The sequence below is a fragment of the Nonomuraea ceibae genome (assembly GCF_019396325.1).
Lineage (GTDB): Bacteria > Actinomycetota > Actinomycetes > Streptosporangiales > Streptosporangiaceae > Nonomuraea > Nonomuraea ceibae.
The window spans coordinates 72,671-85,659 of record NZ_JAHKRO010000027.1 but is presented as its reverse complement, the minus strand read 5'-3'; the positions used below and the strand labels follow the sequence as shown (position 1 = coordinate 85,659).

Annotated in this window: 12 protein-coding genes and 2 pseudogenes; 8 read left to right on the top strand and 6 right to left on the bottom strand. The window is 67.7% G+C overall.

Annotated features, from left to right (window positions below):
* A pseudogene (locus tag KME80_RS19515) lies at positions 1–117 on the top strand (IS5/IS1182 family transposase); the annotation flags it as partial.
* A 287-nt stretch (positions 118–404) separates the two neighbouring features.
* Here KME80_RS19515 and KME80_RS19510 read toward each other — a convergent pair.
* Positions 405–1,169 (bottom strand): DinB family protein, encoded by a 765-nt coding sequence (locus tag KME80_RS19510; protein ID WP_219507180.1) that lies wholly within the window; start codon positions 1,167–1,169, stop codon positions 405–407.
* Positions 1,115–2,244, bottom strand: a pseudogene (locus KME80_RS19505) (DUF4158 domain-containing protein). The gene KME80_RS19510 and the pseudogene KME80_RS19505 overlap by 55 nt, the downstream one beginning before the upstream one ends.
* Here KME80_RS19505 and KME80_RS50430 point away from each other — a divergent pair.
* A complete protein-coding gene (locus KME80_RS50430; RefSeq protein ID WP_246645231.1) occupies positions 2,143–2,364 on the top strand; it encodes a hypothetical protein in 222 nt (73 codons plus the stop codon). The pseudogene KME80_RS19505 and the gene KME80_RS50430 sit on opposite strands and share 102 nt — an antisense overlap.
* A 128-nt stretch (positions 2,365–2,492) precedes the next feature.
* On the opposite strand, the gene KME80_RS19495 is transcribed toward KME80_RS50430, so the two are convergent.
* The gene (locus tag KME80_RS19495) at positions 2,493–4,415 is read right to left on the bottom strand and encodes a hypothetical protein (RefSeq protein ID WP_219507175.1); all 1,923 of its coding nucleotides are present in this window, start codon (positions 4,413–4,415) and stop codon (positions 2,493–2,495) included.
* A 34-nt stretch (positions 4,416–4,449) separates the two neighbouring features.
* A complete protein-coding gene (locus tag KME80_RS19490; protein WP_219507174.1) occupies positions 4,450–7,002 on the bottom strand; it encodes a type II secretion system protein GspG in 2,553 nt (850 codons plus the stop codon).
* A gap of 203 nt (positions 7,003–7,205) precedes the next feature.
* Between KME80_RS19490 and KME80_RS19485 the strand changes: the two genes are divergently transcribed.
* The 5 genes from KME80_RS19485 to KME80_RS19470 all read left to right on the top strand — a co-directional run bounded on the left by KME80_RS19485 (position 7,206) and on the right by KME80_RS19470 (position 10,517).
* On the top strand, positions 7,206–7,517 hold the full coding sequence (locus KME80_RS19485) for a hypothetical protein (protein WP_219507172.1): 312 nt from the start codon (positions 7,206–7,208) through the stop codon (positions 7,515–7,517).
* A gap of 119 nt (positions 7,518–7,636) precedes the next feature.
* The gene (locus KME80_RS19480; RefSeq protein WP_219507171.1) at positions 7,637–7,903 is read left to right on the top strand and encodes a hypothetical protein; all 267 of its coding nucleotides are present in this window, start codon (positions 7,637–7,639) and stop codon (positions 7,901–7,903) included.
* 334 nt (positions 7,904–8,237) lie between these two features.
* Positions 8,238–8,504 (top strand): TetR/AcrR family transcriptional regulator, encoded by a 267-nt coding sequence (locus tag KME80_RS50425; protein WP_246645218.1) that lies wholly within the window; start codon positions 8,238–8,240, stop codon positions 8,502–8,504.
* 106 nt (positions 8,505–8,610) lie between these two features.
* Positions 8,611–8,877 (top strand): hypothetical protein, encoded by a 267-nt coding sequence (locus KME80_RS50420; protein WP_308125834.1) that lies wholly within the window; start codon positions 8,611–8,613, stop codon positions 8,875–8,877.
* An 80-nt stretch (positions 8,878–8,957) separates the two neighbouring features.
* Entirely contained in the window at positions 8,958–10,517 is a 1,560-nt protein-coding gene (locus KME80_RS19470) for an OmpA family protein (RefSeq protein ID WP_219507169.1), read from the top strand.
* A 282-nt stretch (positions 10,518–10,799) separates the two neighbouring features.
* On the opposite strand, the gene KME80_RS19465 is transcribed toward KME80_RS19470, so the two are convergent.
* Together KME80_RS19465 and KME80_RS19460 are read right to left on the bottom strand one after the other, a co-directional pair.
* The gene (locus KME80_RS19465; RefSeq protein WP_219507168.1) at positions 10,800–11,021 is read right to left on the bottom strand and encodes a hypothetical protein; all 222 of its coding nucleotides are present in this window, start codon (positions 11,019–11,021) and stop codon (positions 10,800–10,802) included.
* A 660-nt stretch (positions 11,022–11,681) separates the two neighbouring features.
* Positions 11,682–12,215 (bottom strand): calcium-binding protein, encoded by a 534-nt coding sequence (locus KME80_RS19460; protein WP_219507166.1) that lies wholly within the window; start codon positions 12,213–12,215, stop codon positions 11,682–11,684.
* A gap of 189 nt (positions 12,216–12,404) precedes the next feature.
* On the opposite strand from KME80_RS19460, the gene KME80_RS19455 reads away from it, so the two are divergent.
* Entirely contained in the window at positions 12,405–12,902 is a 498-nt protein-coding gene (locus KME80_RS19455) for a DUF7134 domain-containing protein (protein WP_219507165.1), read from the top strand.
* Positions 12,903–12,989 lie beyond the last annotated feature (87 nt).

Here is a 12,989-nt window from a genome sequence, read left to right as displayed (position 1 = left end):
CGCGCGAATGCGCAGCTGAAAACCTGGCGCGTCCTTCGCAAGCTACGGTGTTGCCCTCTTCTCGCAGGTCAGCTCGTCAAAGCCATCCTCGTTCTTCAACTCCGTGAAGCAGGATGAAAAGCGTTCAGTGCCGCATGCTCGGGCCGTCTGGCCGGATTTGCGGGTGCAGTTCATTCCGGGCGTGATCGCCTTCGCAGGTCCACCGCGGCGTGACATCGAGAAAGACCTCGCGTCGCTCGTTGGGGAAGCCCGTATTGCTGGTCTTTCCGTAGCCGGTCGTGGCTACCTCGCCGGTCGGCACCGCTCCCTGGCTGGGCAGCGCGGGTGCGATGAGGGCTCCGACAGCAAGACGGGCTGGTCAAGCGCAGGATCGCGAGATCTCCGTCCATTGCCGGGACGCGCCTTCACTCGGTTCGGGCACCGGCCTCGAGCACGGTGAGGTCGCGGACCGCATACCGGTGATGCTCGGCCTCTTCCTTGCACACCACCGTGAGGCAGCGGCGCACGACGTACTCCCGGTCCGGATATGGGTCCGCCGGCTTGCGACCACACACCCGATCGAGCTCGGCCTCGGTGAGCTCGTCGACGACCCGGCGCATCGTGGTCATGCGGGCGAGCCGCGGCGCGAGTACCTCGTCGAGCGTCGGGGTGGCATCGAGGGTGAGCCCGAGCCTCGCCGATGCTTCGGCCGGCATCCAGCCGCTAGGAAGGCCCAACGGGTGGTACGGCGCGTCCTCCTCGAGCACGGCGTTGCCGATCCAGGCATCGCCGGCCATCAGCAGATGCCGCTGCGTCTCGACGAACGACCACTCGCCGTCGACCTGCTCGTGCAGCTTCGCCTCGGGTAGGCGCCTGGCGCGGTCGAGCGTCTCCTCCCATTGCTGCTCGATGGCATCCCAAGCGGCCCGGTATTCGGCGGCGGACGTGGCCTCACGGGCCAGCACCCGGTTGGGATGCAGCCGGTCGAGCTCGGCCTCGACGTGGGCGGTCACGTCGACGTCGTTGACAACGACACGCTCGAAGCCGCCACCGATGGAGACGTTGCCCCCATAGCAGTCCACGATCTTCAGGCCGGTGACGTCGCAATCGCGAATCTCGAGGCCGGAGAGGTCGCTCAGGTGGATGCAGGCACCACGGAACTGGTCACTTTGGGTGTACTCAGCAGGCATTGGGAAAGTTTCCCGTATCCGTCCCGCCCGTGCCGGTGAATGGCACAACGCGCCGCCCACAACGCGGCGACATCCAGGTCCGTCTGGGTCTCCTCCACCGCCTGCAGCCGCTCGATCAACACCCGGGAAGCCCTCGCCAGGATCCGGGAGGCTCCCTCCAATTTCGGCAGCATGGCCAGGCGCTCCTTGTCGGTCCCGCGCCGGGCCGGGTTGATCAGCTTGGTGGACATCAGCAGCGCGAACAGATCCAGCGCGTCGTCGATGGCCATCGCTTCCAGGTTGCACACCAGCGCGGTGTGCTTGGGCTCGCTGGGCCGTCCCAGGTTGGAGGTCTTGCTGTTCATCGCCTGCCGAGCCAGTGCCGACAGTCTGTTCGGCGGCACATGCGCGAGCTTGAGCCGTCCCAGGTCGAAGGCGGAGATCTCCTCTACCCGATGCAGCGCCTTGGCCAGGCTGCTGCCGGAGTTGCGAGTCGGTGGTTTCCGCAGCCGCTCCAGATCCGACCATCGCTTGCCTACCGGGATCTCCAGCAGTGCGAGTAGCTGGCCGGGCAGCGCCGGATCCACCTGGCGGGTGGCCTTGGCGACCGTCGCGTGCAGCCGGCTCTCCGCTGCCTTGCGGACCTCGGAGACCTGCCGGGCCAGCACATGGACGCCGGGTAAGAGCACCCGATGCCGGCGCAGCCAGCCCACCGCGTGGTCGAACAGAGCGACCGGTCCCTCGGCGTGGATCCACGCCCGGCCGTGGAGGAAGGTCCGGAATTCCCGGCCCATCTCGTGATCCTCGTACACCTTGTAGCCGTAGGCGTCGCGAATCTCCCACGCATGCTCGTAGGCCGTCTGCGTGCGGCGGGTACACGCTTTCACCCACGAGGGATCGGCGATGTCGAGTTGCTCGGCCAGGTACTCCACCACCGGCCACGGCACCTCCAGCGAATCCTCAAGAACAGCCCGACGTAGCGAACCGTCGTCAGTTGGAGAGCGAACCCGAGCTGGTGCGAGCGCGTGCGGCGCAACGCGATCAAGTCCCGGTCGACATCGTCCAGATAGAAGAACCGCTCCAGCTCCGACCGCATCGGCACCTCGGCGAACGTCCCATACGCCGCAGCCTGCTCATCCGTCAGAAACTCAACCGGCATGAAGCGGACGATAGCTACCTGATCGGCTGGCTCGTCCGCATCGTGATCGAGCTGTAGTGCTCACGACCAGCGGAAACGCCAAGATCATTCTCACCGCTCATGGCCGTACCGCTGTTCCTCAACTCCGGATACGCATCACCGCGGCTCTTCCGGCTGGCCCTGGCCCGGCGGGACGTCAGTGCAGGTCAGGTGACTCTGAGGCTGCCGAGCATCCGTACATTTCCGATTATGGGTTGCGGGCCGGAGAGGCGGGCGGTCTTGTCGACGTATCGCTCGGCGTCGAAGACCTGATGGAGTGGGGGCGGCGAAGAGAACGGATAGGGCAGGACCGACGGAACCTTGATCAGGTAGAGGCGCCCGGTGGTCATGCCGACCATCGGGCCGGCGCCGGCACCGGTGGTGGTGGGTGGGGTGGCCGCGAAAGCGGCGGACGGCGCGAGACCCACCAGAGCGACCGCTCCGGCCGACACCACGGCGGGCAGCACCTTGCGTCGCGCCACTTCCGCCATGACGTTGATCAGCATTTCGTCGATCTGCTTCTGCCCGGCGATCTCGGCCAGTTCCGCGGCGGTCGCCCTGGAGGCGAGGGCGGATCTGAGCCACGCGGGCGCCGAGGCCAGCGACGTACCGGCCGTCTCACCCGTGACGAGGACGGCATCGGGTACGGCGGCCGCGGCGACGCTCGCTGCGCCGGGCGTCTGGGCCATGATGGTGGCCGGCATGCCGAGGGCCGCCCCTTCCGCGGTGACGATCTCCGCGGTGGTGGCCGCCCCCGCGAGCGCCGTGCCCTCCGCCGCCGCGACCGCGGGAAGCGCCACACCGCCGGCGGAAACTATGAGCGCGGCGGTCACCACGATGGCGACGGAAACGATGACGAGAGTCTCCGTCGGATGATCGAGGGCCCACCGGCCCACTGCGACGGCCATGTCGGGCAGCCCTCTGACCAGCTCCGCGCCGGTGATGCTGAAGGTCGGGAGCAAGCCGGCCATCGACTTTCCGGCCGCCGCGCGGGCTTGCCCTCCGGTGCCGAGCATTCTGATCTGAGAGGCGAGGCGCGCGCGTTTCGGCCCTTCGATCGCGTTGGCGTAGTAGGCCTCGTCGCAGCAGAGGAAATACCGTTCTCCCGGAGCTCCGATGAGCCGGGAGTACATGGAGTCGCGGATGGCGGCGAGGCCGTCGCGCATCTCGTCCACGATGGAGTCCGCGACGATGGACAGGTAGGGGGTCTTGGACAGGTCCTTGCCCGCGACGACCGGCGAGGTCTGCCGCGGGGGAGTGGCCTTGGGGTCGGCGGGTTGCAGCGATTCGGTGATGGCCTTGGTGGCGCTCTTGGCCTCCGCGGAGGCACCGAGCGTGTTGACCTCCAGCAACATTCTCACGGCGAAGTTGGCCACGCGATCGGCCTCGTCCTGGGTGAGCCGTTCAGGGCCGTCCAGGGTGACGCAGATCCTGTACAGCAGGACGCCGGGGTGCCTGCGCTGGACCTCGATGTCGATCGAGGCGATGGCGATCTTGAGCGGGGCCAGCCACAGGTTCATCAGGTAGCGCCAGACGGCGATGAACTTGCACTCCAGGGGGATCTCCTTGACGACCAGGAACGGATAGGTCGTGCCACGGCTGTAAATCCCGCTGATCCGGTGCCGTACGTAACTGGCCTCGACGTCGACCAGCTTCTGCAGCGCGTCTGCTTCCCCTCTATGGTTGCGCGGCTTGATCTCGTAGATCTCCGACCGGCCGCCCCCGGGAGGCGGCGGACCGATCGGCGGAGCCTTGGTCACCGTCGTGAACCCGAAGCTGAAGAACCGGGAGACTCGTGGACCGTTGAACGTGGAGATGTCCGGGCGCGGCAGGTTCCGGTCGGCGCGCAGGGCCTCGAAGGTGACCTTCCCCTTGTGGCGGGTCGACAGGACGGCGGCGTAGGAGATCTCCCCCACGTCCCACCAGTCCTGCACGCCCGGAACGTGCTGCCTGAACAACTGGACGGGCTGGCCCAGCGTCTCGCTCAGATAGTCGAGGAAGATCGGCCCTTCGATGATCTTCAGAGCGAACGTGCTGGCCTGCGTCGAGCTCAGCGTGTTGCTCGGGACCATGCAGACGCGCCGTCTCATGACCACACGCCTCCTGGTGCCGGGCGTGCGGCGATCACGCCGTGGTGTCGAGCTTGCTGTTCAGCTCGATGTCGATGCCGCTCGTCGGTGTGTAGTCGTACCAGGTGCCGACCAGCGAGGCTGCCGCGCCGGCGGAGATGTCGGCATCGGCCCCTGTTCCGCCTTCATCACCGTCGGCGCCGAAGGAGAACAGGTCGTAGTCGTTGCTCGAGCCTGGCATGGTGTACTTGAGCGCCTTCCCCCACGCGTCGATGAAGGGCCCGCCCGAAAGACTGGACAGCGCGCTGGGATAGCTCCCGTTGGCCTTGTAGAACTCCTCCAGTTTCAGGATCACCTGCTCCATCGTCGCCCAGGTCTTACGCTGCTGAGGAAGCAGCAGCGGGCGGGCGTGCGTCTCAGGGTTGGCCGGAGGGATGCCCATGTAGTTGGTCCGGGCATGATTGGCTATCTCCTGCGCGATCGGCAGGTAAGGGGTGGACCCGGTGCCGCCGAGACTGCCCGAGTCGATCAGCTTCGTGAACTGCTCCTCGAAGCCCGGACGGACCGGAATGACGATGCGCGCGTATCCGGAGCGCAGGAAGTCGCGGTGGTTGACGTCCGGGTGCTCGAACAGCATCTTCTCCCGCGCCAGGTCGTCCGATCCCCAGAAGTACGGATACAGGAAGTAGAGCAGGTTCTCCCACTCCACCGCATGGTGCACGAACTTGACGACGTCACCCATCTCTTTGAGATTCGCCCAGTCCGCCGGCGTCAGCTGATGCTGGTCGGCGCCCCCGGTCTGGTCGTCGGGCAAGTCTTTCTGCTCGTCGCCGACGATCTTCTTCAGAAGCACGCTCGTCTTCGCCGGGGAGACCCGGTAGTCGGGGCCCAGCAGCCAGGTGATGACCTGCCGGATCAGCTCCTCGCGCTCCAGCCTGCGCAGCGTCAAGGTGTCCTTGCTCGTCAGATCGGCCCACAGGCGGTCACGCTGCTCCTGCAGGCGGGCGATCTCTTCGCGGTAGGCGTTGAACGCGGCGTCACGCATCGCCGACCACGCCTGCTGCCGCCAGGACGCGAACGCCTCCGGCGTGCGGTTCGCTCCGGCCCTGACCGTCAAGTGAATGAGCTCCGACGGAAGGTAGAGGATCTCCAGCACCTTCTTCTTCGAGCCGCCGCGCGCCTCGGACGTGAAGAGGAACGTGCCGCTGTGAGGAAAGGAACCGGGCGTGACCTGCATCACGACGGGCGGCGGGATCTGCATGGCGGGATTGTCGTGCTCGCCCGTCCAGCTTCCCGTACCCGCGACCTCGGAGCCCACTGTGTAGCCGTCCGGGGCGATGAATTCGAACACTTCGAGATTGACGCCGGGATCGGGCGGGTCGGGATTGTGGAGCTTCCTGGAATCACTCAAAGCCGTTTTAGCCGGCGGGGGCGGATCGACCGCCGCACTCCATTTCGTCGCCTCCGCGCTCCAGTTGGCGTCGGTCAGCTGGTCGAGGGTGAGCGGGAAGACGAACGGCTTCCTGATCTGCGCGTCGAGCTCGCGAACCTGGCGGTACAGCGCCCAGAGCCGAGCTCCGGGATTGGGCACCATGATGTCGAAGGTCAGCCGCAGCCCGTACCGGAACAGATCGGTGCGCCACTTGCGCATCATGCGGTAGAAATCGATGCGCAGCGCCTTGGTATCGCTCGGATTGGTGATGGTGCGGAAAGAGCTGTCCTCCACGCCCGACTTCTTCTCGAGCTTGAGCGAGATCTTGTGCTCCTGCCGGGAGCGGGAGGATGCCTTCTCCGTCACCTCGCGGGAGCGCTGCGTGCTCGTCTTGAGCGCTTCACGATTGTCCGACGTACTGGTCAGCCCCGTGGTGACCGTCATGGACACCGGTCCATAGCTTCCTGACGCGACGGCCTGGAAGTTGAAGGCGCTGGCGTGCTTGCTCTCGTTCTCGGCGGAGAGCGAGGCGTCGGTCTTCTCCGCTACGCCGCGTTCGCTGTAACTCTCGAAGAAGTCCTGGACGATGTTCTCGTACTCTTCGCCGGTCGTGGACCATTCCTTGTGAGAGACGGTAATGGTCTCCTTGGGTGCCAGCGGGATGGTGAACATCAATTCCCCGCGTTCGATGCCCGCCGGGTACATTTCGATGCGTTCGAGGTGGAGACGCCCGACAGGCGCCACCTTGAAGGTCTGCTCGAAGGCGTCGATCTGCAGGCTCCCCCCTCCGCCGAGGTCGCCGCTCACCGCGCTGCGCGCGACCGCCAAGAGTGCGGAGATCGGGATCGCGGCGGCGGTCGGCGCCATCCGGGAGAAGACATCAGGCGCCAGGGACGCGCGCGACAGCTCCCGCTTCACGTTGACGACCTGCTGCAGGTGCGACCGGTCGTAGCCCTCGCCGGCGTCCTGCCGCTGCTGGGCCTCGTCCTCCTGCCGCATCAGCTTCTCAACGCCGGCTTCGAGCTCGTCCGGCGTCAGGGGGATCTGGTCGATGAAGTTCAGTTTCTCCAACGCCCGGCCGGGCCGCCGGTCCTCCTCGGCGAACTCCGTGGCGCTGAGCTTGATCTGGGTGTAGTTGGCCGAGCGAAGGATCCGTTTGCTGTTGGAGAGCTCCATGGCCTGCCTCGAGTGCCAGCGAGCGCCACTGCGCCCGACAGTCCTGCGGAGATCTGGCGGCGCCGATGCGAGCCCGTCCCCTGCGTTCAACATCCCGTGCTGTGCCCTGGCGGTGCCGCCGGGTAACCCGAGGGCTTCGTACATGGCCGGCGGCCTGCCGAATCTTTGCCGCGAGCCGTCACCGGTCTTTAGCTGATCAGGCAGTGCGGAATGAACGCGGCCTGATCGCGAACGCCGGGCCGTCCTCCACGATGCGCTGGGTGACCAGCGACGCCACCCGCCCGATCATCGTGGGCAGGCCCTCGACGTCGCGGATCTCGTACGACGGCCAGTTCGGTCTCGGGGAGCCGCCGGGCTTCATCGGCTCCGGTCAGGCGCGTACGCGGCTGGGAGGCGTCCAGCGCCGCGGCACGGAGGCTGCCGAGGAACAGTTGTCGGTCGATGTTCAGCTCGCCGCCGATGACGGGCAGCGGCCGGGACAGCGTGATGACGCCGGGGCCTCCACCTGGGCGTGAGGACCGCAAACGCGGGGTGGTGGGAGCCGCATGCCGGGCACATGATTATGATCATGGTCATGGCGGAAATGATCTACTATTCCGCTGCGTAGCTGCCCGACCCCCCGAAGGGATGCTTCATGTCCACCAAGCTCACCCGCGCCGCCGCGACCTCGTTCGCGGCGGTCGCTCTGGCTACGGCGACGGGATTCGCGCTGGCGGCGCCCGCCGGCGCCACGACCGCGTCGGTCACCTCGGCCGCCGCTTCCACCTGGATCAAGTACGGCGACTACTCGTCCGAGGCCAAGTGCGTAGCCAAGGGCAAGGCGCTGAGGAGCAGCGGCGCCTACCTGTCCTACTACTGCACGTACACCGGTTTCTTCACGCTGATGGTGCTGACCCGGTAGCCACCTGATCACCTGCGGCCCGGGGGGCATTCCTCCGGGCCCTTCGTCATGTACGGGCCTTCGAGGAGGCTGAGTGCAGAGATCAGTGGGGATCGCTCAAGAACGAGTACCACGGGCCCCACAGGCCCGAGGTGTCGCCCGGCCTCCTGTCAGGGCTCCAGATGTACGCGAGGTGGCTGTCGCTGAGGGGGGAAGACGACCGTGTCGCGCCAGACCGGCCCTCTCCATGTCCGCGTGGTGGCCATTCCGCCCTTCCGTCGATTTTGTTTCACAGATAAACTAAAAGGGGCTCTGGCGTAATGACGGCTGACCTTCCGGGGCGAACAAGGAAGCCATGACCAGCGACGACTTCGTTCCGCCGGCGCTGCGCCGGCTGTGGCGGCTGCCGGAGTCCTCGCGGCTGGGGCGGCCCGCAGCCCTCGACGTCGACCTGGTCGTCGCCGCCGCCGTGGAGATCGCCGACCGCGACGGGCTCGGCGGCGTGACGATCCCCAAGGTGGCCAAGAGCCTCGGCTTCACCGGCATGTCGCTCTACCGATACGTCGGCTCCAAGAACGAGCTGCTGACGCTCATGGCCGACGCCGCCGCCGGCCCTGGCTGACCCGCGTGCCCACCTCCGGACCGCCCTCCGGGCCCAACCAGATCGCTCCGGCACCGGGCTCGACTGGGCGCACAAGGTCGGCGTCCTGACCCTGATCAACGGCTACGTGGTCCAGTCGGTGCGGCAGCACGGCGAGCTGGCCGAAGGCAGGCCCGCAGGCCAGGGACAGGCCGGCGCCGAACGCGACTACGGCCGCGCGCTGGCCCGGCTCGTCGATCCGGGGTGCTTCCCCGAGACGGCCCGGCTGTTCGCCTCCGCGCTGTTCGAGACGCTGCCGGCGGACACCCCCGACGCGGCGGTCGCCGACCTGGACTTCACGCTCGGGCTGGATCTCATCCTCGACGGCGTCGCCGTCCGGATCGGGCCGTCCTGACGCCGCGGAATCCCCGTCACGATCACGGATGACCAATATCATGGACGAGAGGTGTGTCGGCGACCTGAGGGATCCGCAGGATGAGACCGCTCCCGTGCACGTGCTTACTCGTCGGTGCCGTGCTGCTCACCGCCTGTTCCGGCCCGCCGCCGGTCCCGGACGCCGAGCCGCCGACGCCGCCCGCGTCCGCCACCAGCGCCGCCGCGCCACAGACCACCCAGGCACGGACGTTCACCCGGGAGGGTGTCGTCTACCCCGGGACCGTGATGGACCTGACGGTCGAAGCCGTCGAGAGGCACTCGTCACTGACCACGCTGAAGATGGAGCTCAGCAGCGACTCCGGTGACTTCCAAGGCCCGCACTTCGGCCACGGGACACTGCCCGACCACTTCGCCGAGTTCTGGCTGCTCGACCCGGTCGGCAAGAAGCTCTACTGGACCCTGCGGGAGAACGACGGCGACGGCAAGGCGTTCGGCACCAGGCACGTCACCTCCGGCGGAGACTCGGAGACCTGGCGCGAGGGCACCCGCTACCCGGTCGAGGTGTACTTCCCGCCGCTTCCCCCCGAGGTCGAGAAGGTCACCGTGATCGGCGCCGACGGGCTCGCCGAACTGACCGGCATTCCCGTCACGGCCGCGACGGCGGCGCCGGTCGCCAAGCCGCGGGACGACGGCGACGCGGCGCCCGGCCAGGAGTTCCAGTGGCCGGTCACCCCGCCTGCGGGTGAGATCTGGTCGCAGGTGGAGGACCTTCAGGAGTTCGTCGAGACCGAGCAGCGCTCGACCACCCAGGCCGGCGCGGACGAGACCGTCGCGCTGCGCACCGACGTGCTGTTCGCCTTCGACAAGGCCACCATGTCCGCCAAGGCCACCGCCGTGCTCGACGAAGTGGCCCGGGAGACCGGCGAACGCGCCGAGCCGCCGCTCCTCATCGAAGGGCACACCGACAGCAAGGGCTCCGCCTCCTACAACCAGACGCTCTCCGAACGGCGCGCGCGAGCCGTACGCGACCACCTGGCGACCCGGCTCGGCGACGCGTACGACTACCGGGCCACCGGCAAGGGCGAGAGCGAGCCCACGGCCGCGAACCAGCGGCCGGACGGAAGCGACAACCCGGACGGCAGGGCCCGCAACCGGCGGGTGGAGATCTCCTACAAGATCAAACAGGAGGCGCCCACCACGCCGTCGGACTCGACGCCCGCCGAGTTCCGCGACGACCTCGGACCCGTGATCGGGTCGATCACCCGGGGCGAGCTCAAGGTGGACGTGCACCCGTTCTACCGCGACGGCGCCTACCTGGTGGGCAGCTTCGAGGTGCGCAACCTGAACCAGGACGTGGCCGCGGTGCCTCAGCCGCAGCCGTTCAGCGGGGTGTTCAAGCACGAGTGGGTGACCCACTCGGCGTACGGGATGTTCACCGTGGTCGACGAGAGCCGCCGCGCGCGTCACTACCCGGTGCGCAGCAGCGAGTCCTTCTTCGTGGAGAACGCGGTCACCGCCATCGGCCCCGGTGGCACGCAACGCGTCTTCGTCTACTTCCCGGCGCCCCCCGACGACGTCAAGTCGGTGACGTTCGAGGTCAAGGACCAGGTGCAGAACTTCGGCAAGGTGACCGACGTCCCCGTGCTCGCCGCCCCCTGACCCCGCAGGACTGACCGCCGCAGGATGCCACCGTCGCAAGCCTCACCAGACCGTGATCGCTGTAGTCCGGCATGGCGGAATCCCAGTCGTGATTGGTCGGCACGAAATTGAACCCCATATCGCGCAAGGGGTGAAGTTCTGGCGCTGACGGCCTGATACTGAAAGGCCGAACTGCCGAAATTCAGTCGCGCGACTTCGAGGTGGTCGGGTAGCTCGTCAAGAACATGTGGTATTCGAATGGCGATGGTCCGCCCAGGCGCAATGCCCCCGGCATGCGCGTCGTCAGCCGCACACGCGGCCCTGGTAGCGATACTGCCGGCCGCCCCGCGACTGCTCGCAATAGCCCTCGGAAAGCGCTGTCGCCGTCATACGGCCGGGCGGCAACGTGGCGTAGACGGCGTCGTTCTCATCGGTTTCGTTGACGACCCTGAACAACTCGCCGGGGCCGATCTGGCACGCGGACAGGGTGAGCAGAATCAGGAACCCCGCCGCTAAACCGCACACGTGCTGGCCCGCTCATTCGAGCGACCTCCTCCTGGACGGCGGTCACGGTGTCTTGGGAGTGAAGAAGGCCGTAACCGGCACATTGACGAATCGCGGGTACTGATTGTTGGGGAAGTAGTAGCCACGCGTCCAGCAACTCACCTTCACGGTGCTGGTACCGACCGTGTATGAAATGGAGACCTTGCCAGGGTCGTGCGGCTGGATCCTCGCACCGTGGACGGTGGCGTACTTGGGGCTGGTCTGTGTCTCCGACGGCGTGTAGAGGTCGGTCTGCTGCGTCCCGAATCCCCAGGGAGTCAGGGACCGGCACCACGACTATCTTGCCTGGAGCCTGAGACGCTCTCGACCTCTGGTGCTCGCCGCACCGCGGAGCCGGCCGGGCGAGCACCCGGCCCGCGCCTCGAGAATCGGGAAGCAGGCACCGGCACCGACCACGAGCAAGGGCGATGCCGGACTCAGGTAGCCCCACCCCGTGTACGCCCGCCGCTGAGGTCGGCCAGTTCGGACAGCCCGGGCGGCCAGCCGGGTCGCGCGGTTCCCCACCTGTTCAACAACGCGCTCGCGTCTGGCCTGCCGGTGCGCCCACGTCCGGCCCGGCGACATCGCCTGGCCTGCTCCGTACTGCCGGGCCGCCCCGATCTTCGGGGCGGCCCGGCAGGCTCACGAGTCCTCGCAGGAGTTCAGCGTCTCGGTGTCGCAGAAGTCGTTGTCCGCTCCGCCGAATCCCTGGTCGAACCCGGCGTTGCCGACCAGGATGTCGTTGCCGCCCCTGCCGTGCAGGATGTCGTCGTGGTCGTCGCCCGAAACGAAGTCCTTCCCCGCGCCGCCGAAGAACGTGTCGGCCCCGGGCCCCATGAAGACCCTCGACGGCAGTGCAGTGTTGTTGCTCAGGGTGTCGTCGCCGCCTTGCAGGTTGGCCTGGATGTTGGTGACGCCCCCGCTCGGGCACTGCACCGTGTGGGTGTCGACCTGCTGGCAGACGCCCGCGGTGATCAGCGCGTCCTTGCTGTTCCTCACCACGAGGAAGCCGTTCTGGACGCTGATGGAGACATTGTCGCCGACGTTCGCCGAGTTGACGGAGAGCCGGCCGCCGCTCGACGTCACGTTGGTGAAGGCGTGCGCCGGTGCCGACAGGGCCAGCAGCGGTGCCGCCACCAGTGCCCCCAGGGTGAGCGTGCGCAGTGCGTTCCTCATCTTGCTCCTTAGGTGTGTTCCGGGCCCCGGCGATGAGTAGACACCGAGTACGCGGGGGAGGTCCGCGTAACAATGAGCACTGCAAGGCCGTACTTCTGCCTTGCACCCCCGGATCGGACGGCGGCTGCAGGCCGCGCTGTGCAGGGCCGATAATGGGTCGGCGGGTTCTGCGGTCGGCGGGGCGACGGTGTGATCGCGGCGGTCACCACCGCGGCCACCCTCGGCCCGCTGCTGGTGTCCGGCCCGAAGGCGTGGTGGATCGTCGCCCTGGGCGTGGTCGCCTCCGCGCCCGTCTACTGGCGCAGGCGCGCACCCATGACGGTGGCGCTGCTGGTCGGCGCCGCGATGAGCGTCATGGTCTTCTGGGAGAAGCCGTTCCTGCCGTTCGGCCCGCTGGTCGCCGTCCACACCATCGCCGACCGCAGCCCCGCGTGGCAGCGGCTGGCCGCGATCCCCGCGATCGTCACCGCCGTCGGGGTGTCCCTGGCGCTGCCGGGCCGCGTACGCGCTCGGCACCAGCGCGCGGGCGAGCCGGTCGCGTACCGCGGAACTGGCCTGCGGTGCGCCCTCGCGCTGTCTCTTGAGAGGTCATGGCGCAACGCTAGAAATCATCCGCTCCCGGGCGCGTCCGCCCGGGAGCGCGATCGCCTACCACCGGAAGCTGACTCGGCTACCTCAACCGGCTGACGCCCATCGCCCAGTACCGCTTCGCGTCCGACCTATGACGAGCGCGGCCCGTACCCAGATCGCGGTGCTCGCCGGACGGACCGTCCG